Raw genomic sequence first — 22600 nt, 5'->3', positions numbered from 1 at the left:
GTTTCGCTACATCGTCCCCCGTGCGCGCGGCGTGCAGATCTGCGCGGCGCATCGGGCGATTTTGCATGTCACTGACGAAATTGCGCGGAACGCGAAACGCGCCCCGCGCAAGGAATGCTTTAGTGCACGACTGATCCGACGGAAGGCATGGCACGTGCGGGGCCGACGGCCCTCGCCACGGTCCACGCCCGCCCATGCGCAGCCTCATACGCTACGCACCTCGACCGCGATTTTCCCGAATTTGCCGCGCTGTGCAAGCCGCGTGCGATCCTGCACTTCGCCAGCCAGCTGACCACAGGCGGCGTCGATGTCGTCACCGCGCGTCTTGCGCACCGTCGTGACGAGGCCTGCGTCGAGCAAAATCTGGGCAAATCGCTTGATTTGCGGATCCTTCGAGCGCAGCAGGCCGGATTCGGGGAACGGATTGAAAGGGATCAGATTGAATTTGCACGGCACGTCGCGCGTCAATGCGACAAGCTCGCGCGCATGCGCTTCAGTGTCGTTCACACCGTCGAGCATGCAGTACTCGAACGTGATGAAATCGCGCGGCGCCACTTCCAGGTAACGCTCGCACGCGCCCATCAGTTCGCGTAACGGATATTTTTTGTTGAGCGGCACGAGCACATCGCGCAGCGCATCGTTTGGCGCGTGCAGCGAGACGGCAAGCGCCACGGGCAACTCCTGGCCCAGGCGATCCATCATCGGCACCACACCGGACGTCGACAAGGTCACGCGACGACGCGACAGCCCATAGGCGTTATCGTCGAGCATCAGGCGCATGGCGCCAACCACGTTGTCGAAATTGAGCAGCGGCTCGCCCATGCCCATCATCACCACGTTGGTGATAACGCGCTCGTTCTTACCTTCGCGCCCCAGATCGCGGCGCAATGCGAACTCGGCCATCCACAACTGACCGATGATTTCGCCAAGCGACAGATTGCGCGAGAAACCCTGCTTACCGGTCGAACAGAACCGGCAATTGACAGCGCAGCCCGCTTGCGACGAAACGCAAAGCGTGCCACGCGTCTCCTCAGGGATGTAGACGGTCTCGACGGCATTGCCGTTGCCCACGTCCAGCAGCCATTTGCGCGTACCGTCCGCCGACAGATGGTCGGTGATAGCGGCAGGCGCGGCGATGTGCGCGCGCGTTTTTAACTTCTCGCGCAGCGACTTGGCCAGATCGGTCATGCCGTCGAAATCGGCGGCGCCCATCTGGTGGATCCAACGCTGGAGCTGGCGAGCACGGAACGGCTTTTCGCCGAGCGTGCCGCAATAGGCGGCCAGACCGTCCGGATCGTAATCAAGCAGATTCGTAAGGTTGGTCATGGCCCTGGTCCGTCAACATCCCTTCGGTAACTTCCTGCGATTGAGCGACTATACGCGGCTTAGCGCGAGTAGACGTTCATGCCCGGGAAGAAGAAAGCCACTTCAGCAGCGGCCGTTTCAGCGGCGTCCGAGCCGTGCACGGCGTTGGCGTCGATGCTGTCGGCGAAGTCGGCGCGGATCGTGCCCTTCTCTGCCTTCTTCGGGTCGGTGGCGCCCATCAGTTCGCGGTTCTTCGCGATGGCGCTTTCACCTTCCAGAGCTTGGATCATCACCGGACCCGAGATCATGAAGTCGACCAGATCCTTGAAGAACGGGCGCTCCTTGTGCACGGCGTAGAACTGCTCGGCATCGGCGCGCGACAGGTGCACGAGCTTGGCAGCGGCGATCTTCAGGCCGGCGGCTTCGAAGCGGCTGTAAATCTGGCCGATCACGTTCTTAGCAACGGCATCGGGCTTGATAATCGACAAAGTGCGTTCGACTGCCATGAAAAACTCCAAAAAATTAAGCAGTTATATAACCAACATGAACCCGTAATTGTAGCACGAAGGCTGTTATGATGGGGACGGAACCTACAGTGCGCGTACCGCTCAAACGCAGGACGGCCGGGACGATCCGGCTTTTCGCGAAGTTGACACAAGGGTGTGATTCCGGTGCCTTCCCTCGATGGGAGGGTTTGCGGGCGTAACGACCGATTGAAATTGGGACTTTTGCCCCGAGATTTCAAGAATCGTCCGAGCGCTTTGCGCAGGAGATTTCGATATCCTTGCACTTCGACGACAAGCCAGACCAACGGCTGCGGGGGATTCGCCGGCAAGGGTTGCCGGTCATCGTATGCGTCATCAGGCGCCTGCCGGCCCCGCCAACAGGCACAACGACCACGGAGAACACTATATATGAACCAGGATTTCCAACGCTTCGGCTACGGCGGAACGGGGGGCGTCTCGACCGCACAGGTGCGCAACAAGGTGCTGCGCAATACGTATTGGCTGCTCGCACTGTCGATGCTGCCGACGATTGCGGGTGCCTGGCTGGGTGTGACCTACGGCTTCGCGCTGTTCGCGGGCAGCCCGGTGGTCAGCATGATCCTGTTCCTCGCGGTCGCTTTCGGCTTCATGTTCGCGATCGAGCGCTTCAAGAATAGCGGCGTCGGCGTGGCACTGCTGCTCGGCTTCACGTTCTTCATGGGCCTGATGCTCACGCGCCTGCTGAGTTTCGTGCTGGGCTTTTCGAACGGCGCATCGCTCATCATGCTGGCGTTCGGCGGCACGGCCGTGATCTTCACCGTGATGGCAACGGTGGCCACGGTCAGCAAGCGCGACTTCAGCGGCCTGGGCAAGTGGCTGTTCATGGGCGTGATCGTGATCTTGCTCGCCTCGGTCGCCAACATCTGGCTGCATCTGCCGGCACTGATGCTGACGGTCTCGGTCCTCGCCATCGCTATCTTCTCGGCGTACATCCTGTTCGACGTGCAGCGCGTGGTGAACGGCGGCGAAACGAACTACGTCACGGCGACGCTCGCGATCTACCTCGATCTGTACAACATCTTCACCAACCTGCTCGCCATCCTGGGCGTGCTGGGCGGCAACCGCAACTAAGCGGAGAGGCCAACGACCGGCGGTCAGCCCGATCGCCAGCGCCGCTGGCCAGCAGCAATAAAAAAGCCAGTCCTTCGGGACTGGCTTTTTTCTTTGGGGGACTCGAATTCGCGGTGAACCGTCTCCCACCCAGCGCGGGATATCCCGGCTTATCCGGCCGGGCCCGTCTGCGCCGCCCACGAATACTCAGGTGCCCTCGTGGATCACACCCTCACCACCGACCGCACCGGCAATCGCTTCGACGCCCTCGTCGGCAACCCCCTCGACGACATCCTCCGCGTCCTCCGACATGCGCACGCGCGGCACCCACGGCTGCCCGATGCTCTCGTGCTCGAAAACGGCCATCGATTCCACGTGCGAAGTGTGCGGGAACATGTTGACGACACCCGCAAGCGTCAACCGATATCCAGCCTCATGCACCAGCAAACCGGCGTCGCGCGCCAGGGTTGCCGGGCTGCAAGAAACATACACGATACGCTTGGGCAGACCTTCGTACCCTTGCTGTGCCAGTTCCGCCAACGCCTTCGACACCGCCAGCGCCCCTTCGCGCGGAGGATCGATCAGATAGCGGTCGAACGCGCCGAGCGCACGCATATCGTCCGCCGTGATATCGAACAGATTGCGGCACGCGAACTCCGTCCGCTCGGCCACGCCGTTGCGTTGCGCGTTGGCCAACGCGCGCTCGGTCAATGCCGTGCTGCCCTCAATGCCCATCACCGTGCCAGCACGACGCGCCAGCGGCAACGTGAAGTTACCCAGCCCGCAGAACAGATCGAGCACGCGCTCGTTCGACTGAGGCGCGAGCAGACGCAGGGCACGATGCACGAGCACGCGGTTGATCTGATGATTGACCTGCGTGAAGTCCGTCGGCTTGAACGGCATCCGGATCTGGTATTCCGGCAGCGTGTAATGGAGTTCCGGTTCGAGCGGATAGAACGGCACGGCCGTGTCCGGCCCCTTCGTCTGAACCCAGAACTGGACGTGATTTGCATCCGCGAACGCACGGAGAATATCTTCGTCCGCAGGCGTCAGCGGTTCGAGAATGCGCAGCACGAGCGCCGTGACATCGGCACCGATCGCCAGCTCGATCTGCGGCAGACGCTCACGAATCGACAGTGATTCGACCAGACGACGCAGCGGTACCAGCATGTCCGACACATGACGCGGCAACACTTCGCACGAATCCATATCGGCGACGTAGCTGCTCTTGCGCTCATGGAAACCGATCAGCACACCGCCCTTCTTGGGCACGTAGCGCACCGTCAGACGAGCGCGGAAGCGGTAGCCCCAGTCCGGACCCTGAATCGGACGAAGCATCGCCTCGGCTTTCACTTTCCCGAGTCGGGCGAGGTTGTCCTCAAGAACACGTTGTTTGATGGCGATCTGCGCGCGCGGCTCCAGATGCTGCATCGAGCATCCGCCGCACTTGCCGAAATGCGGGCATTGCGGCTTGGCGCGCATCGGACTCGACCGAAGCACGCTCACCGTTTCCGCTTGCTCGAATTTGGGCTTGCGGCGATAGCTCAGATACGTGACGCGCTCGCCGGGCAGTGCGCCTTCGACGAAAATGACCTTGCCGGGCTTGAATTCCGGCGTACCCGGCTCGCCCTCAGGAGCGGTGCGGCCAACGCCGCGCGCTTCCATGTCGAGCGATTCGATATCGATGATGCCGGGCTCGGCACTGGGCCGGCCGCGCGAGGAGTTTCGGGAGGAGCGGGTCACGTCTTTGTTCTCATATGCGACAGCAAACCCGGCATTTTAATCGATTCGTCCGCAAGTGAGACACGGCGAATTGTTGCTGCCCCGCCCAAATCGCCAAAATGGACGAAAGTGCGGGACGAAAGTACGACGGATTATCCCCAGGCGCCGAGATACTCCTTCCAGTGTGCGGCAGGCTCCTGCTCAAGCGAGCGCTTCACAAATTCGATCTCCTGTTCGTACTCAGCCTGACGCAGGCCGCCTCGCATCAACTGATACCGGCAATAGACCAGATACGTATTCACCACGTCGGTCTCGCAATAATTGCGAATCTCTTCGAGTTTGCCGCCGCGATACGCCTCCCACACCTTACTGCCGTCCATGCCTAGCTTGCCCGGGAAACCGCACAGCTTGGCGAGATCGTCCAGCGGCGCGTTTGCGCGTGCCTGATACATGGCGAGCACGTCCATCAGGTCCAGATGGCGCTGGTGATAGCGGCTGATGTAGTTATTCCATTTGAACTCGCGGTCGTCCTCGCCCAGATCCCAGTATCGCGGCGCCGAAATCCCGTGAATCATGGCGCGATAGTGCAGCACCGGCAGGTCGAAACCACCGCCGTTCCACGACACGAGTTGCGGGGCGTATTTTTCGATGGTGCGGTAGAAACCGGTTACCAGCGCACCCTCCCCGTCCTCCAGCGTGCCCAGCGACTTCACACGAAAACCGTCGCGGTCGCGAAAGACGCAGGAGATCGCCGCCACGCGCTGCAAATGCAGCGGCAAAAAATCGTGCCCCACTTTTTCGCGACGGGCAGCAAATGCCGCCTCAGCGACGGCGTCGCCCGACAGCCCGGCGTACGCGGGCTCGAGCCTGCGAAGGCCATCGACATCGGGGATCGTTTCAATATCGAAGACGAGAACGGGAGATGGCATGATGAAAATCAGAAGAAAAATCAGAAAACATCGGCAATCGACGCCGATGCATCAGAGAAATGAGCAGCAAGTAACGGCCACGCACGCGACGGCGTTGCACCGGATATCAGAGCACCGCGTCCTTGCGCACGCCGTTCGAGGCGAAATAGCGCTTGAGCTTCACGAGTGCCTCTTGCTGGATCTGACGCACGCGCTCACGCGTGAGGCCCATTTCGTCGGCCAGTTCTTCCAGTGTCGCAGGCTCGACACGGTTGAGTCCGAACCGGCGCTCGATGACATAGCGATGTTTGGTCGACAAACGCGACAACCATAGCCGCATGAGATCTTCCAGCTCACGATGCTGAACCTCGTGTTCCGGCGCCTCACTGCGATCGTCGGAAAGCAGATCGAGCAGACTGCTACCGGGGTCGATTTCAAGCGGGGCGTCGAGCGACGCCACATGCTCGTTGAGCGCAAGGATGTCGGTGATTTCCTCGGGCGTCTTCCCCGTCAGATCGGCGATGTCTTCGATACGCGCGTCGCGCTGCTCGCCACCATCGGCATAAGCGGCACTCTTCTCAAGGTGACGCTTCGCGCGCAACACCTGATTGAGTTCACGAATGACGTGCACCGGCAAACGCACCGTACGCGCCTGATTCATGATGGCGCGCTCGATGCTTTGTCGGATCCACCAGGTAGCGTACGTCGAGAAACGGAAACCGCGCCCCGGATCGAACTTTTCGATGGCGTGCATCAGACCGAGGTTGCCCTCTTCGATCAGGTCGAGCAACGGCACACCGCGATTGAGGTATCCCTTGGCGATGCTCACGACGAGCCTCAGATTGCGCTCGATCATGACCTGCCGTGCCGCGAATTCGCCTGCTTGCGCGCGCGTGGAGTAGTCGAGCTCCTCCGCAGGCGTTAGCAGCGGTTTGACACTGATGCGATTGAGATAGTGCTGAACGGTGTCGGCCGTGAGTTCGGCCTGCAGCACGGTGCCGAAGTCGTCGCCATCGGCGGATTTGCGCTTGCGTCCGGTGGCGGGAGAGGACGAGCCCTCTTCACCGCCCTCGGATGACGAGGCGTCGTCATCCTCCGCCTCGCGCTCGTCGAAAGCGTCGTCCACGTCCTCGTCCTGCCGGGACTGCCGATCGTCTGCTTCCTGATCGGACTCCGGGACAGCGAGGTCTTCCTCTTGCGAAGTGCGACGCTTTCTCTTGAGCATTCGACCCTGCCTATTTTATCGAGGCGGCAAATACTTCTCCGGATCCACAGGCTTGCCATCTTTACGTACCTCGAAGTGCAGCATCACGCGATCTGCATCCGAGTTACCCATTTCGGCAATTTTCTGACCCCGTGTCACGGAGTCGCCTTCCTTGACCAACAGTTTGCTGTTGTGCGCATACGCCGTCAAGAAGGTGCCGTCGTGTTTAATGATGACGAGGTTGCCATAGCCGCGCAGACCCGCCCCCGAATACACGACTTTGCCCGCACCTGCGGCAAAGACGGCGTCGCCGACCTTGCCACCGATATTCACGCCCTTGTTCTTCGAGTCGTCGAAGTGGCCAATGACGGTACCGGCGGCCGGCCACGACAATTGCAGCGCGCCGCTGGAGACGGCCGAAGGCGCGGTAGCGTTCGACGACGTCGCAGGCGGCGGCACCACGGCAGGCGGCACGGCGGCCGGGCTGCTGCTATTGCTCGGCGGCGTGCTGGCCACCGGCGGCGGCAGCGGCGTACCGGTATCGCCCGCAGGCGGCTTCACGCGCAATACCTGGCCGACCTCGATCTGGTCCGGGTTCTGGATGTTGTTCCAGCGCGCAATATCGCGGTAGTTCTGCCCGTTCTCCAGCGCGATGCGATACAGGCGGTCGCCCGGCTTGACGCGATAGAAACCCGGCGGCACCGGCGTATTGTCGATCACCGGCGCAGTCGCGCCCGGCAGACTGCTGTCGGTCGTCGTACCGCCTACGGTACGGTCGACGACCGGCGCCCCGACTTGTCGCGATGCGCACGCTGCCAGCATGCTCAGCAACAGGACACTGGCGACGCGTTGTTGGAAACCCGCTCGCAAATTCACTCAATTCCTCCGCAGAATAGACCCGACGGGCTCAAATAATGCCCGATTTTAGGGGGACGAATAACACCCTATCAAGCTGCGTCTCGCGCCACTGGCGCGCACCGATGCGCTCGATGAGGGTCAAAATTTGTTGCTCGCCGCCCACCGGGGCGACAAGCCGTGCGCCGACGGCCAACTGATCGACCAGCGCGTCCGGAATTTCCAGGCCGGCGGCAGCAATCACGATGCCGTCAAACGGCGCGACTGCAGGCAATCCAAGCCGCCCATCGCCGTAATGCAGGCGAATATTCGGCACGCGCAACGGACGCAAATTGGCTTTGGCACGTTCATGTAACGGACGAACCCGCTCAATGGAGTACACGTCCCGCGCAACACACGACAACACGGCCGCCTGATACCCACATCCGGTGCCGATTTCCAGCACCTTTTCCAGTGGACGTCCGCTCGCGAGCAGCAGCTCGATCATGCGCCCCACGACCGACGGCTTCGAGATCGTCTGCCCATGACCGATGGGAAGCGCCGCGTCCTCGTAAGCCTGATTGGCAAGCCCGGCGTCGACGAAGCCATGACGTGGCACGGTGGCCAGCGCCGCCAGCACGCCCGGGTGTTTGACGCCCGATGCCGCGACGCGTTCGGCCATGCGTGCACGCACGCGCTCCGACGTCAGTCCGATGCCTTCCGGCGAATTCAGGACCGATGCGGTATTCGTACGAACGATGGCCCCCGCGCCAACGCCCGCTGAAGGCTTGGCCTTCCCGACTGGCGTCGTGGCCGCCTTCGTCATCGTCTTGACTGTGGCTTTGCCCACGACACTGCCAACGGCACCGCCCTTCTGGCCGACACCCGCGCCGTGCGCCTTGGCTACCGCCTTCGGCGCGTGCTTAGCGACATGTGAGCCGTGCGGTGCCGGTTGCGCATGCGGCGCGACGGCCGGCCGCGCCAACCCCTTTGGCACGACCGCGTGTGAGGTCTGCGCACCAGTGGGTCGCGCGGACGCGCCCGACATTGGCGTCGACGCCACCCGCAAATTGTTAGGGTTACCGCCGGTCGGCGTCTTCCCACTTCCCTGATTCGCTTGCGACGGACCCCGCGTCATCGCGGCGGGCGGCGCACCGGCCGGGCTCGCACGCGACGCCTTGTCAAGCACCGGCGCTTTGCGCTGCCGGCGGGTCATCACTTCGGCCAGAGGGAGAGGAAAACGCTTCGGCGGTGTCGTCATCGTTGGGCCACCCCTGCGCTGGCCAGCCAATCGTGCACGACGCCAAGTCGTGCGGTATGCGTGAGATCCAGTTGCAAGGGGGTGACCGAGACGTAATCGTGCGCCACGGCATGGAAGTCGGTGCCTTCGCTGCTGTCGCGCGCGTCGCCAGCCGGACCGATCCAGTAAATCGCTTCGCCGCGCGGATTCACCTGACGGATGACCGGCTGCGATTGATGTCGTTTCCCAAGACGCGTCGACAGTGCACCTTTGAGGCGCTCGTACGGCAAATTGGGAATGTTCACGTTCAACAGGAAGGGCGCGCCCAGCGGCCGCTCCATATAGCGCTCGACCACCTCACGCGCCACACGAGCCGCGCTGTCGAGATGATCCCAGCCTTTATTGACTTGCGAGAAGGCGAACGAGGGGATCCCGAACAGGAAACCCTCGGTCGCCGCTGCCACCGTACCGGAGTACAGCGTGTCTTCGCCCATGTTCTGACCGTTGTTGATGCCGGAGACCACGATATCGGGCAACTCGTCGAGTAGCCCGGTCAACGCCACGTGGACGCAATCGGTCGGCGTGCCGTTGATGAAGGTGAAGTCATTGGGCGCTTTGAAGACAGAAAGCGGCCGTTGCAGGGTCAGAGAATTGGACGCACCGCTACAGTTCTGTTCGGGCGCCACCACGGTAATGTCGCCAAGCGGCGCCAACGCTTCGTAAAGCGCGGCCAGGCCTGGCGCCTGATACCCATCGTCGTTGCTGAGCAGGATTCGCATGCGGCAATTGTAACCGAGGAAAGGTGCTCTGATATGACGCCATCAAGGCATCGGTGGCGTTGCGCCCCGTCCGCTTCATGGCGCCATTCCGTCACATCCGGTTACATCTTTTCAGTCTCTCCGGCTTGCGGTTGCCAGACCAGCAGACGCCGCTCCACGACGCCGACAAGCCCATCGAGCACCAGCGCAAAGGCCGTGAGGATCAGCACCCCGGCGATCACCGCATTGATATCGAACGTGCCTTCGGCCTGCAAGATCAGATAGCCGACGCCACGCGACGACCCCAGATACTCACCGACCACCGCACCGACGAACGCGAGTCCGACCGAGTTGTGGAGACTGGAGAACACCCAACTGGTTGCACTGGGCAAATACACACGGCGCAACAACTGACGTTGATTGGCCCCCAGCATCCGCGCGTTGGCGAGCACCACCGGGCTGACTTCCTTCACGCCCTGATAGACGTTAAAGAAGACGATGAAGAACACCAGCGTCACGCCTAGCGCCACCTTCGACCAGATCCCGAGCCCGAACCACACGCCGAAGATCGGCGCGAGAATCACGCGAGGCATCGAATTGGCCGCCTTGATGTACGGGTCGAGCAAAGCGCCCGCGCTCGGCGAAAGCGCCAGCCAGAGCCCCACACCGAGCCCGAACACGGTGCCGATGGCGAACGCCAGCACCGTCTCGAGCAACGTCACGCCCAGATGCAGATAGATCTCTCCGCTGGCGAACCATTGCCAGACCTGGAGCAGCACCTTCTGCGGCTCCCCGAAGAAGAAAGCCGCCTTATCGGGGCTATCGAAATAGAACGCGGGCAGCAGCGTCGGGCTGGTGAGGACATACCAGACGAGAAATGCCACGACGAGCAGCAGCCATTGCCACAGGCGCAGGTGCCGCATGATGGAACGATTACGCATGACGAACGAATTCCGGGAATATCAGACGTGCGGCCGGACCGGTCATCAGACCAGCCAGTCGAACAGGCCAAAGCCGTCCGGCAAATCGAACCAGTCCATCCAGTCGAGCCACCCCGGCCAGTTCAGCCAGTTCAGCGAGACCGTGAGAATGCCGGCGATTTGCCACATGACCACTCAGACCGCCTTTAACTGTTGTGCGTAGCCCTTGAGGACTTCCTCGCGAAGCACATCCCATATCTGGGCGTGCAACTCGGTGAAGCGCGGATGGTTACGAATTTCCGCCACATCGCGCGGACGCGGCAGATCGATCCGGAACTCCCCTATCGGATGCGTGCCCGGTCCTGCAGCCAGCACCACCACCCGGTCGGACAACGCAATTGCCTCGTCGAGGTCGTGCGTGATGAACAGCACGGCGCGGCGCTTTGCGGCCCACAGCTCCAGCAACTCGTTTTCCATGAGCTGACGCGTCTGGATGTCGAGTGCAGAGAACGGCTCGTCCATCAGAATGATGTCGGGATCGAGGATCAGCGTCTGCGCCATGGCCACACGCTTGCGCATGCCACCGGAGAGCTGATGCGGATATCGATCGCCGAAACCGCCCAGCCCCACGCGCTTGAGCCATTCATGTCCACGCGCCTTCGCCTCCTCCGGTGCAACACCGCGAAACTCCAGCCCCGCAGTCACGTTGTCGATCGCGTTGCGCCAGGGCATCAGCGCTTCGGCCTGGAACATGTATCCGGCACGCGAATTGATGCCTTTGAGCGGCTCGCCGAAGACCTTGATCGATCCGGAGGACGGGGTGAGCAAACCTGCGGCCACATTGAGCAACGTGGATTTGCCGCACCCGGTCGGCCCGACGACCGACACGAACTCACCCGGCGCGATGTCGAGCGACGTGTCGGCCACGGCCGTATAACGCTTCGCGCGATCGTCGCGAGCGACGAAGGTGCACGTAATGCCGTCGAAACTCAGAGCCGGCGCAGTCATCATTTGTACTTGGCGTCGGCCTTCTTCGTGAACTCGTTCGTGAACGTCTTCGACAGATCGATCGTCTTGCCCTTCACCGTCTCGTCAAACGCCTGCAAGGTGCGCAGCGCCGTCGCCGGACCATCTGCCGGAATCAGACCGTCCGGAGAGATCGCCTCTTTCACGCGGCTCCATGCATCGAGATACAACGCGCGGTCGCCCAGAAGATACGCTTCAGGCACCGTCTTGATCAGGTCGGCCTGTCCGGCAGTCTGCAGCCAGCGCAGCGCACGCACCATCGCGTTGGTCAGGGCCTGCGTCGTATTCGGATTCTTCTGGATAAACGACTCGTTCGTGTAGAGGCAACCTGCGGGCATATTGCCGCCGAACACCGACACCGTCTCCTTGAGCGTGCGCGTATCCGAGATCACGCGGATCTCCTTGTCGCGCTCCAGCATGGTGATGACCGGGTCGAGGTTGACGATGGCATCGATGTTGCCCGAACGAATCGCAGCCAGCGCGCCGGACGACGCGCCCACACCGACGAAAGCGACCTCATTGGGCTTGATACCGCCCTTGGCCAGCACGAAGTTCGCCATGATGTTGGTCGACGACCCCGGTGCCGTCACACCGATCTTCTTGCCGCGCAAGTCGGCAATCGACTTGTAGTTCGGCATCGTCTTGTTCGACACGCCGAACACGATCTGCGGCGCGCGGCCTTGCAGCACGAACGCACGGATGTACTGGTTCTTCGCCTGCAACAGGATCGTGTGCTCGTAAGCGCCCGACACCACATCCGCACTGCCGCCGACCAGCGCCTGCAGTGCTTTGGAGCCACCGGCAAAGTCCGAAATTTCGACGTCGAGCCCTTCGTCCTTGAAGTAGTTCAGGCGCTCGGCAATGGTGAGCGGCAGGTAATAAAACAGGTTCTTGCCGCCGACCGCAATCGCGACCTTGGTCTTCTCAAGCTTGTTTTGCGCGAAGCCGGGGCGAATGCCTGCGCCGATCAGGCCGGTCGCGGCCAGTGCCGTGACGAATTGACGTCTTTGCATGGTGTTGTTGTCTCCGTGGTTGCAGCGTTCTTTCTTTGTAAGTTCGACGTGCTTTATGACGGGACGCGGTCGTTGCCGCGCCCGTGGCGCTTTGCGCGTAGTGCCGTGTCAGATGACACCGTTCTCGCGCAATGCTTTGATTTGCCCGGCATCATAACCCAGTTGCCCAAGCACTTCGTCCGTGTGTGCGCCGAGTTCCGGGCCGAGCCACTGGGTCTGTCCGGGGGTCTCCGAGAGCTTCGGCGAGATGTTCGGCAAATCGATCGGCGTGCCATCCGGGAAGGTATGACGCTGGATCATCTGGCGCGCGATGAATTGCGGATCCTTGAACATGTCGGCCACGGTGTAGATGCGGCTCGCGGGCACGTCGGCACCCTGCAGCACCGCCAGCGCTTCATCGATGGGACGCGTTTGCGTCCAGCCGCCGATGGCGTCGTCGATCTCCTGCGTGCGCGGCACGCGACCGTCGTTATGCGCCAGCCCTGGATCTTCGGCCAGATCGGCACGACCAATGGCATGCATCAGCCGCTTGAAAATCGGATCGCTGTTGCCGCCCACGACGATCATGCCGTCAGCGCACGGATAGGTGTTCGACGGCACGATCCCCGGTAGCGACGCCCCGGTGCGCTCGCGCACCATCCCGGCGACGCTGTACTCGGGTACCACGCTCTCCATCAGGTTGAAGACGGCTTCGTAAAGCGCAACGTCGACGACCTGCCCTCGCCCGCCATTCACGTTGCGGTGATGCAGCGCCATCATCGCGCCGATCACCCCGTGCAGCGCGGCAATCGAGTCGCCGATGGAAATGCCGATGCGCGGCGGCGGCAACTCCGGATAGCCCGTGATATGCCGCAATCCCCCCATCGACTCGGCAATGGCGCCAAACCCCGGCCGGTCGCGATACGGGCCGGTCTGACCGTAACCCGACAGGCGCACCATCACCAGCCCGGGATTGTCGGCGGACAACTGTTCGTAGCCCAATCCGAAACGCTCCAGCAACCCGGGGCGGAAGTTCTCGACGACGATGTCCGCCTGCGCGGCCAGCTTGCGCACGATGGCCTGACCTTCCGGCGACTTGAGGTTGATCGTCACCGACTTCTTGTTACGCGCCTGCACGGCCCACCACAGCGACGTGCCGCCCGCGTCGGGGTGCAGCTTGCGCCATTTGCGCAACGGATCGCCGTGCTGCGGATCTTCGATCTTGATGACCTCGGCGCCAAACTCGCCCAGCATGCGAGCCGCGAACGGACCGGCGATGAGCGTGCCGAGTTCGAGTACCTTCACGCCAGCGAGCGCGCCGAAGCCGGGCATACCGGTCGATGGCTTTGCTGCGTTGGCCGATTCGGAAGTTTGACGGGATGCGTCGGAAGACTGATTGGCGGGTGCCGCAGACGCATTGGCGCCCTGTGGCGAAGTGGATGCGAACGGCGTAGACGACTTGGACAACGCTTGGACTCCTGAGCCTCGTCGACGGCCATCACCGTCGAGTTCGGGACGCTGCCGTGAAGGCGGCATCCGTGCAAATGGGTGGCAAATGAAGTTCGTATAGTAATTCGGCAGTCGGGGATCGGCCAATAGCCTCAAGGGCAATCCCGGACGATTCCGATGCAGTTCGTCGTCGATTCCGAAGATTGCGCCGAATCTGGGTCAGCGGTCGATCACGTCTCGAACAGATGACGCGCGCCACGTTGCGCTGCAATATAAATGGCCTCGCCGCGATTGCGCGCCCCCAGACGCCGGTAAAGCGCTGAGACGTGCGTCTTCGCTGTGCCTTCCGAGATCACGAGCTGCTGGCAAATGGTCTTGATGGACAGCCCTCGGGAGAGCAGCGCCAGAATTTCGTATTGCCGTTGGGAGATGCCGAGCAACGCGGACTCGGCCAGTTGCGTCGCCTTGTCCCCGCCGAGCGGAAACACCGGCAGTCGGGAAAGCGGCAGCGCCTCGCCCAAAGCCTCCTGGCGCCACAACACCAGCAACGCCGAGAGCGCCTCCTCCGGCACGAAGCGTCCGCCGGAGAACGCCAGATCGAACACCGAACGAATACGCGCCACCGAGTTCGGCCACGGCAGACACGCCGTGACGCCAGCTTGTAGCCAGCGGATGATCTCATCGGGAAAACCCGCATCGCCGACGACGATGACCGGCACGGGCGGAACACACTCGGCGGCCGCCGAGCACAAGGTGTCGAGCGCGGGCGTACGCGCCACGGACTCATCGAGTACGAGCGCACGACGCGAAGGCAACTCGCGCAGCCATACCCAGTCCTGCGTCGCCACGCTATCGACGTGACGCAAGACCGGTGGCGTCGCGTTCGCTTCGGTTTGCAACGCGACCTGGAGGCCGCTCAGCCAGGCGGCAACCTCACCTAGGACCAGCACACGCATGATTTCCCCTGTCATTCCGGTCGGCATCCCCATGCCGCCGCCCCGCTTTCTTCTCGAACGTGCTGCGCCTTTGGCGTTGTTTTTAGCAGGACGAAATTGAAAAAAATCCGAAGAAATCCTCCAACCTTCGTCGCGGTTTACGCATAAGGCGTCATCTTGCTTTCAAGCCAGTTTATGCGCTAAGCCCGCATGGCGGCGAATACGTTTCTCGCGGAGCCTTATCCCTGTTGCCTCAGCGCGACAATCCGCGATTTGCGTAAATTATTTACTCAAATTTCGGAAATTCCGCTATTACTTTTTCCCCTTTCTTTTCTCATCCGACGCAATAAAATACAAAAAGTCTGAGAGGACAGTCAGCGGAGGCCGGGGGGCACGCCATGTTCAAAATTTCCGTCAGCACGACGCGCAGAGCGGTGTTTTGTCTTGCCGCCGCGTGCTTTGCGAGTACCGCGCAGGCCGACATCGTCGGCATCGGCGGTATGCCGGCGACAGTGAGCGACGCCTTGCTCGCCAGCACGCACGCCGCCAACGTTTCGCGAAGCCTGGTCACCAGCATCGGCAGCGCCGGTCCGACCACCATCGCACCCGTCAATTCAACGACCGTCGCCAATAACGTTCGACTCTGGGACGAAGTGATTCCACCCGCCCCGTCGCCCAAACCGACTCAGGCATCGCTGCCTGCCACCGCGCAGCCGCGCACGACGATTGCCGTTTCCTCGATGCCGCAGACGACCGGCATGATGGCCACCAACTTCAAGATCAACGCAAGCGGCCGCATGGGATCTGCGGCCGCTCGCTGATTTCGCTTACCCGATCAAGCCTCAGAACGTGTACGGGAAACGAACCCCGATCACGTAGTTCGGGGCGTCCGGCGACATACCGGCATTGACGTACCCGTTGACCGTCCAATGCTTGTTGATGGCGTAGTTAATGCCGAAGTTGAGCGAAGCGGCGTTGGTCGTACTTCCCGCCACCGTCGTCCACGGTCCGCCCGGCGTAGCCGTCTTCGTTGCACGCGAGATCGCGGTCGAGTACGAGATCGACAGCGCCGTCTTGTCATTGAGCGCCAATGCCATCCCCGCCCCGACCTGCACGATGTCGCCAAGCTTGACCTTGGCAGGCTGCGTCGTGCCTTCGATCGTGGAGATGTCGTCGAACGACTTCGCGATGTTGTACGTGTAAGCCACGTTCGCGAACAGCACGATCGGGTCGTAGGTGCGCAGGAACGACAAGCCGGCCGTGACCGCCCAGATGCCGTTACCCGTCGGGAGCCGCGACGGCGTGGTCAGGTTGTTGTTCGTCGGGTCGGGCGTCCCCAGCTTGATACCGAACGGCGACGTACCCGTCGGTGCGGTCACGCGCAACGACGCCACGATATCGGGCCAGTTGGCGTTTTCCTTGACGATCTGGTAGTACAACGACGCGTTCACGTCGCCGATATTCGCCGAGTTCTTGCTGATGTCGCTGATCGACGACGCCGCGCCACCCACCCCGCCGGAGATGAAGTCCGAATTGCGGTACAGGTACGGCACGTCGAACGCCACGCTCAACCGGTCGGTCACCCCGTAACGCGTGTTGACGTCGAACGTCCACACGTTGGCCTTGGTCTGGCCGAGGTTCAACTGACCGAGGAAGATGGCGTCGAGGGCGAGAAAGCCGCTCAGCACCAGTTGGCGCCGGTCGTAGTAGCTGTAGCTGATACCGGCATCGATGGTGAGCTTGCGGTCGAACAACGGCGCGTGCTGCGCCTGAACGACGGCTTCTTCGGCAGGTGTGCGTTGCGAGTCGGTCTCGCTCTTCTGCATCTGCTGCGTCTCGCCGATGGGCGTGGCCGAGGTCGGTCCGGCCGCCCCGGCAGCGCCGCCGCCAGGTGTGCCTGCAGAACCGGCGGCTGAGCCATCGCCCGGCGAGACTTGCGCGATCTGCGCGGTATCCCACGCGGTCAGACCTCGACCGCGTTGCGCCATCTCGATATCCGTGAGGCGCTGCTTCAGAGAAGAAATTTCCCGCTGCTGCCGGTCAACCATGTCCATCAACATCTGGAGACGGTTATCCGGCGATGGGTCCGTATGCTCCTGAGCCTGGGCCGATAGCGTGAAAAGCAGTACCCCCAACGGAATAGCGGCAACGGGAAAAAAGCGGTGAGTGTTCATGATCCCCCCCGGGTGATTAAGCGGACGGATGTCCGCGCGCAATCCAACAAACACGTGTTGCAACAACGGTTGTCCTTGCTGCTCGACTGCGGGGTGATGCGTACGGAACACGAGACAGAGATCGAAAGCGTCAACAGCATCGCAGATGCACCCTGCCCGGGCCCTGCCGACATCACCTTCTTGTACGCCGCGAGTGTTTTGCGGCGGCGCCCCACGTCTAGTTGTCATGGCGTCCGGCAAAGACCTGCCGGACGTTGCTGCCGGCGTCGCGTCGAATGCATCGACCACGACGCCGTCACTGCGCTTGCTATGCCTTACCTGTCACTTCACTTCGAATGCGTTCACACGCGCTTGATGCGCTCAATGTCGAATGGCCACCATGTTCGCCATCGCGTTCTGAATACCGAGCTGACGCAGTCCGCCCGACGTCAGCGCACTCGTCTGGAGGTTCAGCGTCATGGTGTTCATCACCTGCTGCGCATTCCCTGCCACCTGGACGACCTGCATGATCTGATTCATCGCCCCGCCCGCGCCGCCTGCGACGCTCTGACCGAGATTGCCGTTCGGGGTATTGAGCGAGAGCTGCATGCCAGCCGAACTGATCGCCACGTTCGCGCTCAGGTTGCCGACCGTCGTACTCGAATTACTGGTCGACTGGTTACTAATGGGCACCAGCAGCGCGAGCGACACGCCCGGACCGTACTGGATGATGGCCTTGTTCAGCGCGTTGTTGGCATCGCCCGCAACCTGCGTAATCTGTGCGACGCCGTTGACCAGTGCGTTGGCGGCGCCGGTCACCGCTTGCGTGGTCGGCGCGGTGGCATTCACCACGCCCGGGATGACGGTCGTCGACGAGCCGGTCTGCACCTGGCCCTGGTTCACGCCAAGCACACCGGTGGCGAGCAGGCTCGCGCCGGTGGGCATCTGCCATTGCGACTGCATCACGAGCTGAAAGCCCGAGATCATGTTCTGTTGTGCGTACTTGCCGGTCGCGTGCGAGAGCACTTCATCGCTCACAGGCGTCCAGCCCTCAGGCATCACGTTCGAAGCGAACGCCGGCACGGCGCTTGCAAACAACGGGATGGCCAGCATCGGGACGTATCGATTCATGATGGTCTGGTCTCAAAACAGGTCCGCCCGGATGATGCCGAAGTCCACCATCGGGGTCGGTGACGTCCCGGTCGCCAGCGCGCCATCGCGCAACTTGGCAGCCAGGGATTCGTTTCCTTTGAGCAGCGGTGAGTCCTCCAGGAACGGCTTGCCGATGACCGCCAGCACCAAGCCATTCCACTGCTTGGCAAAATCGGCCTGCTCGATGATGCGATTGCCCAGCGCCGGATCGGACACGAACACACGTCCGTCCTTCGCTGCCTTGACGACCACAAAGTGCTGATAGCCGTTGACGTCGATAAGCGCGATGACCGGGATCTTCAGGTCGTAAAGCGCACTCACGTCGACTTTGAATCCGCGCCCCTCGAGTCCGAGCGTCTCCACGAATTTCTTCATGTCGAGCATCGAGAACCCGTTTTTAATGACGGTGTCCGGGTTGGAGAACGCCATCATTCGCTGAATCATTTCGGTCTCGGGAATGTTGATCCCGTACCCATAACGCAGCAGCGTTGCCAGTGCTGCGGAACCACAACTGAAGTCGTATTCCTGCTGGACCAGATTCACGTAGTGCATCGATTTGAACGAGCGCATCTTCTTGACCGCCGGTACACCAGTCGAAGACTCCAGGTTCACCGAAGCAAACTGCGCGTGCCCGGCCACGCTTGCGCACGCCAGAGCGCAAACAGTAGCGATCCTCACTGCGGCACGACGCGCATCATTCATGACACACCTCATGAAAAAACCGGTCCGGAAGATTCTCCGGACCGGTTAGCTACATCACTTGATTGCCGAGATGGCGAGGTTGTTGGACTGAACGTTGCCGATACCGGCTGCCACGTTCACGCCCACGTTGCCGCTAGCCCATGCCAAGGCATTGGTGCCGAGCGAAGCGTTGGCAACGAAGTCACCCGCAGCGTGCATACCCGCCGACTGATCGGTCTGCACCGTCGAGTTGGCTGCGCCACCCGTGTACCAGCCCTTCGCACCTTGCGAGACTGCTGCTGCCAGGCTGTTGCCCTGCACGTTGCCGACACCCGAAGCCACGTTCACACCGACGTTACCCGTCGCACCGGCAAGGGCGTTGTCACCCACGCTGGCGTTGACCATGAACTGCGAGATGCTTGCCGAGCCCGCCGACGACTGGTTCGAGAACACCTGAGCCGAGGCATACACCGGCTGGGCGTTGAGCGAAGCGATCGCGACGTTGTTGGCCTGCGCGTTGTCGGCACCTGCTGCCACGTTCACGCCGACGTTGCCGTTGGCGTTACCCAGCGCGCCAGTACCGAGCGTTGCGCCCATCGTCTGGTATTGCGCCGTGTTGACATGCAGGGTGATCGCACCCTTCTGCCACGTGGTGGACTTCATGTACGTATCCTGGAAGCCCCACAGTGCGCCAGCAGCGATCGACTCGCTCGACACCGAAGCCTGACCTTCGTTGAACACGCCATGGAAGGCTGCATCGAAGCTCTTCTGGGTATTCAGGAAGCCAGCGGCGAGGAAGCCAGCCGCTTGTTGCGACTGCTGACCGTAGGCATAGCCGCCCCAAGCCGAGCCCTGACCTGCACCGAAGTTGCCGACCAGGTAGCCGCCATAGAGAGCCAGACCGCCAGGAAGCGGAATCACGCCGCCACCGATGATGCCTCCGCCACCGGCGATGTTCGAGTATTGATACCCGCCACCAGCGATGAAGCCGCCCGAGCCGGAGCTCGATTGACCTGCCACATACCCGGCACCGGCCTGGAAGGACTGGCTGGTGTTCAGGTGACCGTTGGCTTCTGCATTGACCCACGACGTCGTATTGTTAAACGACGTGGTGGTGGCGCCGCCGATCAGGTACGCGCTACCGGTATTCGAGACGGTGGTGGTCTTCGAATCGACACCCGTCGTCACGTGCCCCGTGTAGTAGGTACCCATCAGCGGTCCCTTGAGGCTCACTTCACTTACGTTGACGCTCTGATTGCTTTGCACGACGGCGTTGCCGGTGTTATCCACCGTGACGCAGCCGCGAATGCCGATCAGACCGAAAATGCCGACCAGGTTCAGAACGTTGGTCTCGTTGCCGATGAACGAGAAGCTATATTGCTGGTGATTGGGTGACGCCATGGCGGTACCCGTTGCTACCAGCAGTGCAGCCGCTGCAATTGCTTTCGTTTTCATGACCATCTCCTTGACGAGAGAGTTACCCAGTTAAAAAGATGTGCCCGCCGGGGGACGGAGCACAAAAACATTTGCGGTTACATTGCCTATCCCAGCCGACTGGTTCACCTGCAACACACCGCTCACCCCGCGGAAGGCGTCACCGGAAATCGACGCCGTGCGGAACTGATCGTTGAGGTTGTTGTGGCCAGTCGGGCCACCCTTGGAGATCGCAGCGGATAGTGCCGTATCCGATACGCTCGCCACTCCAGACGCATCGCCACTCACAATGACGGTCGCGTTGCGTTGAAGATTGCCGGCACCGCTCGCCTGGTTGACTTGCGTCACCCCCGAGGTGCCTGAAAATGCATTGCCCTGAATTGCGGCGCTTGCTGCACCCGTCGTCGTGGTGACGAGTGCCTGTTGATTCGTGCTCGACGAGCCAGCCGTCAGACCGCCACCGTTGGAAATCACAGTGCTGTTGGCCTGCGCGTTGTTCACGCCCGCTGCCTGGTTCACACCGACGGCACCGACAGCGCCGACGGCGACGCCGTTCTCGATAGTGGCGTGCGTGCCGGTCAGTTCACCGTTTGTGATCCAGATGTCCTGTGCCTGCGACACGCCGCTGATGACAGTCAAAGCCGTCGTCGCGGCCAGCGCGATGGCGCGCAAGGCATTGCGTTGTGCGCTCATTTCGCCGCTCCTGCTGCACCGATCGACGTGAGCGGCGCAAGCGCCGAACTGATCACCGACGGAACCAGCGTGCCGATGCCACCGATACCGCCGCCACCGCCCGCACCTGCGCCGAAGCCGCCGCCGACACCGTTGGAGGTGTTCAGCGCGTTGCCACCGCGAGCGTTTCCGACGAGCACCCCCATCACCGGGTTGATGCCCGACTGCACGGCGCTTGTGATGAGACCGGCGTTGCCACGAGCGTTAAGCTCGCCATCCGTCACCTGAGTGACCGCGCCCATCGCCGTATTGAACGGTCCGGTCGGGAAGGCCGGAACGGCGATGCCGATCGGGTTCTCCACACGCGGCAGGCCGCGATACGCGATTTCCGGGCCGATGTTGCGCTCGATCACCAGATCGCCCGGCGTTGCCGGTTCGGCCTTGGCCTGGCCGGGGAGCACTGCCGGTGTGAGCGCCACGAGCAACGTGGCGAACACAGCGGGCGAGAATGAAAGATGGGTCATGTCGTTCACCGCGTGGTGTAGGTCACACGCGTCACCTGGACATTGCCCACGCCGTTCGACAGTTGCTGCGGACGCGGCGTCGGCGTCACACCGCCGGGCAGTTCGTCCCACAACGTCACACCATTGGCGAGTGCCATGCCGGGCGACTTGACCATCGCGGCGCCCTGCAGATTGCGGCCGCGCTGGCTTCCCAGTTGTTCGTCGTCGATACGGGCGGCGGCGAGCGGCATACCCGACGCGCCGATGGTCTGGCTGTCGTCGTTGCCTGCCACTGCGGGGACTTGCTCCGGCGCTACAGCGGTGGCGTCGGCGACCGGGGCCGCAATGGCGGCATCCGCATCGGAAATCGGGGCGGTGGGCATCGACGACGTCGTGAACGACGCAGGTACCATCGAGCCGGTAAGCATTGCCAGCTGCATGAGCGGCGAGCGCGAGATGTTGTCCTGCGCTTGTGCCGGTGCAGCACACAGTCCGAGTGCCACAACGATGGCTGCACTCAGTGCGCCTGCGCCGTGTCGTACGCGGTACTGCATTTCGGTGGTGAGAATTCGCATCGCTGTGTCCTCCTTGCCCGGACCAATAAAGCGACTTCCGTGCCACCCCGCTTAAGTGATTGAAAACATTGACGTTAAATTTTCTGCCCTGCTGGCACACGAGGACGAGTGGCCGAAAACGTTTCAGCATTGATACGTGGGGGGTGCCAGGCGGGGTTTGTCACGTCATCGACGCACATCTCAAACATTCCGAACTACGAACGATATCGGCGCGAGCAGCGACGCATGCCGCAAACGCCCTGTTTACAAGGGTCTCGCGTGACAGATTTGCGGCAGATTGCTGGGGTCGGAACGAAACGACACGGGTCCGTCACAGTCGCCCGATTTTTTCGACGCCGCGTTTTTCACCCCGGATGTTTCATCTTTGATGTGTGTTCGGGACAACCCTCGCAGGCGATATTTCGAAACTTGAGGCAACGCAAAGCGTATGAAACGGCGGCGTCGAAAGACACCATGGGAATGCCCGGAATCGCCCGTCGTTATTGGCGATGGCAGCGGTCGCGAAATGCGACGATGGGGAAAAACGGGAGGGGGAAATGCGT

General features: G+C 61.9%; 23 protein-coding genes. 2 read left to right on the top strand and 21 right to left on the bottom strand.

The window, feature by feature from the left end:
- Positions 1-204: 204 nt before the first annotated feature.
- Together rlmN and ndk are read right to left on the bottom strand one after the other, a co-directional pair.
- A complete protein-coding gene (gene rlmN / locus ACIQWO_RS02405) occupies positions 205-1326 on the bottom strand; it encodes a 23S rRNA (adenine(2503)-C(2))-methyltransferase RlmN (protein WP_039399078.1) in 1122 nt (373 codons plus the stop codon).
- Positions 1327-1385: 59 nt separating this feature from the next.
- Positions 1386-1811: a nucleoside-diphosphate kinase gene (gene ndk, locus ACIQWO_RS02400; protein ID WP_402818713.1), complete on the bottom strand. Its 426-nt coding sequence runs from the start codon at positions 1809-1811 to the stop codon at positions 1386-1388.
- Positions 1812-2219: 408 nt separating this feature from the next.
- Here ndk and ACIQWO_RS02395 point away from each other — a divergent pair, with 408 nt between their 5' ends.
- Positions 2220-2921, top strand: a complete 702-nt coding sequence (locus tag ACIQWO_RS02395; RefSeq protein ID WP_402818710.1) for a Bax inhibitor-1/YccA family protein — start codon at positions 2220-2222, stop codon at positions 2919-2921.
- 186 nt (positions 2922-3107) lie between these two features.
- On the opposite strand, the gene rlmD is transcribed toward ACIQWO_RS02395, so the two are convergent.
- The 12 genes from rlmD to ACIQWO_RS02335 all read right to left on the bottom strand — a co-directional run bounded on the left by rlmD (position 3108) and on the right by ACIQWO_RS02335 (position 14909).
- Positions 3108-4643, bottom strand: coding sequence for a 23S rRNA (uracil(1939)-C(5))-methyltransferase RlmD (gene rlmD, locus ACIQWO_RS02390; RefSeq protein WP_402818707.1), 1536 nt, complete (start codon positions 4641-4643; stop codon positions 3108-3110).
- Positions 4644-4774: 131 nt separating this feature from the next.
- The gene (locus ACIQWO_RS02385) at positions 4775-5551 is read right to left on the bottom strand and encodes a 3'-5' exonuclease (RefSeq protein WP_402818704.1); all 777 of its coding nucleotides are present in this window, start codon (positions 5549-5551) and stop codon (positions 4775-4777) included.
- A gap of 106 nt (positions 5552-5657) precedes the next feature.
- Positions 5658-6755, bottom strand: a complete 1098-nt coding sequence (gene rpoS, locus ACIQWO_RS02380) for an RNA polymerase sigma factor RpoS (RefSeq protein ID WP_402818701.1) — start codon at positions 6753-6755, stop codon at positions 5658-5660.
- Between the two features lie 15 nt (positions 6756-6770).
- Positions 6771-7556, bottom strand: coding sequence for a peptidoglycan DD-metalloendopeptidase family protein (locus tag ACIQWO_RS02375; protein WP_402821769.1), 786 nt, complete (start codon positions 7554-7556; stop codon positions 6771-6773).
- Positions 7557-7641: 85 nt separating this feature from the next.
- The gene (locus ACIQWO_RS02370) at positions 7642-8829 is read right to left on the bottom strand and encodes a protein-L-isoaspartate(D-aspartate) O-methyltransferase (RefSeq protein ID WP_402818698.1); all 1188 of its coding nucleotides are present in this window, start codon (positions 8827-8829) and stop codon (positions 7642-7644) included.
- The gene (gene surE / locus ACIQWO_RS02365) at positions 8826-9587 is read right to left on the bottom strand and encodes a 5'/3'-nucleotidase SurE (protein ID WP_402818695.1); all 762 of its coding nucleotides are present in this window, start codon (positions 9585-9587) and stop codon (positions 8826-8828) included. The genes ACIQWO_RS02370 and surE overlap by 4 nt, the downstream gene beginning before the upstream one ends.
- A 101-nt stretch (positions 9588-9688) precedes the next feature.
- Positions 9689-10507, bottom strand: coding sequence for an ABC transporter permease (locus tag ACIQWO_RS02360; protein ID WP_150576853.1), 819 nt, complete (start codon positions 10505-10507; stop codon positions 9689-9691).
- A gap of 45 nt (positions 10508-10552) precedes the next feature.
- Positions 10553-10675 carry a hypothetical protein gene (locus ACIQWO_RS02355; protein ID WP_257125701.1) on the bottom strand — a complete coding sequence of 41 codons (123 nt, stop codon included), beginning with the start codon at positions 10673-10675 and terminating at the stop codon, positions 10553-10555.
- Positions 10676-10681: 6 nt separating this feature from the next.
- Complete coding sequence (locus ACIQWO_RS02350; protein ID WP_402821766.1) at positions 10682-11494, bottom strand: ABC transporter ATP-binding protein; 813 nt, start codon at positions 11492-11494, stop codon at positions 10682-10684.
- Positions 11494-12525 carry an ABC transporter substrate-binding protein gene (locus ACIQWO_RS02345; protein WP_150576852.1) on the bottom strand — a complete coding sequence of 344 codons (1032 nt, stop codon included), beginning with the start codon at positions 12523-12525 and terminating at the stop codon, positions 11494-11496. Before ACIQWO_RS02345 ends, ACIQWO_RS02350 begins: the two co-directional genes overlap by 1 nt.
- A 108-nt stretch (positions 12526-12633) precedes the next feature.
- Positions 12634-13836, bottom strand: coding sequence for a CaiB/BaiF CoA transferase family protein (locus ACIQWO_RS02340; RefSeq protein ID WP_402821763.1), 1203 nt, complete (start codon positions 13834-13836; stop codon positions 12634-12636).
- Positions 13837-14183: 347 nt separating this feature from the next.
- Entirely contained in the window at positions 14184-14909 is a 726-nt protein-coding gene (locus ACIQWO_RS02335; protein WP_402818688.1) for a response regulator transcription factor, read from the bottom strand.
- A gap of 377 nt (positions 14910-15286) precedes the next feature.
- Here ACIQWO_RS02335 and ACIQWO_RS02330 point away from each other — a divergent pair, with 377 nt between their 5' ends.
- Positions 15287-15709: a hypothetical protein gene (locus ACIQWO_RS02330; RefSeq protein ID WP_402818685.1), complete on the top strand. Its 423-nt coding sequence runs from the start codon at positions 15287-15289 to the stop codon at positions 15707-15709.
- 21 nt (positions 15710-15730) lie between these two features.
- Here the strand turns inward: ACIQWO_RS02330 and ACIQWO_RS02325 are convergent, their stop codons facing one another.
- The 7 genes from ACIQWO_RS02325 to ACIQWO_RS02295 all read right to left on the bottom strand — a co-directional run bounded on the left by ACIQWO_RS02325 (position 15731) and on the right by ACIQWO_RS02295 (position 22058).
- Positions 15731-17062, bottom strand: coding sequence for a hypothetical protein (locus ACIQWO_RS02325; protein WP_402818682.1), 1332 nt, complete (start codon positions 17060-17062; stop codon positions 15731-15733).
- A gap of 360 nt (positions 17063-17422) precedes the next feature.
- Positions 17423-18172 (bottom strand): hypothetical protein, encoded by a 750-nt coding sequence (locus ACIQWO_RS02320; protein ID WP_402818679.1) that lies wholly within the window; start codon positions 18170-18172, stop codon positions 17423-17425.
- 12 nt (positions 18173-18184) lie between these two features.
- Positions 18185-18895, bottom strand: a complete 711-nt coding sequence (locus ACIQWO_RS02315; protein WP_402818676.1) for a C39 family peptidase — start codon at positions 18893-18895, stop codon at positions 18185-18187.
- Positions 18896-18949: 54 nt separating this feature from the next.
- Positions 18950-20329 carry a hypothetical protein gene (locus tag ACIQWO_RS02310; protein WP_402818673.1) on the bottom strand — a complete coding sequence of 460 codons (1380 nt, stop codon included), beginning with the start codon at positions 20327-20329 and terminating at the stop codon, positions 18950-18952.
- 30 nt (positions 20330-20359) lie between these two features.
- Positions 20360-21001: a hypothetical protein gene (locus ACIQWO_RS02305; RefSeq protein WP_233325388.1), complete on the bottom strand. Its 642-nt coding sequence runs from the start codon at positions 20999-21001 to the stop codon at positions 20360-20362.
- Complete coding sequence (locus tag ACIQWO_RS02300; RefSeq protein ID WP_402818670.1) at positions 20998-21504, bottom strand: hypothetical protein; 507 nt, start codon at positions 21502-21504, stop codon at positions 20998-21000. The genes ACIQWO_RS02305 and ACIQWO_RS02300 overlap by 4 nt, the downstream gene beginning before the upstream one ends.
- Positions 21505-21509: 5 nt before the next feature.
- Positions 21510-22058: a hypothetical protein gene (locus ACIQWO_RS02295; protein WP_402818668.1), complete on the bottom strand. Its 549-nt coding sequence runs from the start codon at positions 22056-22058 to the stop codon at positions 21510-21512.
- Between the last annotated feature and the right edge of the window lie 542 nt (positions 22059-22600).

Origin of the sequence: Pandoraea sp. NPDC090278, assembly GCF_044772185.1 — a bacterium.
In the GTDB taxonomy this organism is placed as follows: domain Bacteria; phylum Pseudomonadota; class Gammaproteobacteria; order Burkholderiales; family Burkholderiaceae; genus Pandoraea.
The sequence above is the reverse complement of the archived record's forward strand: the minus strand, read 5'-3'. Positions and strand labels throughout refer to the sequence as shown.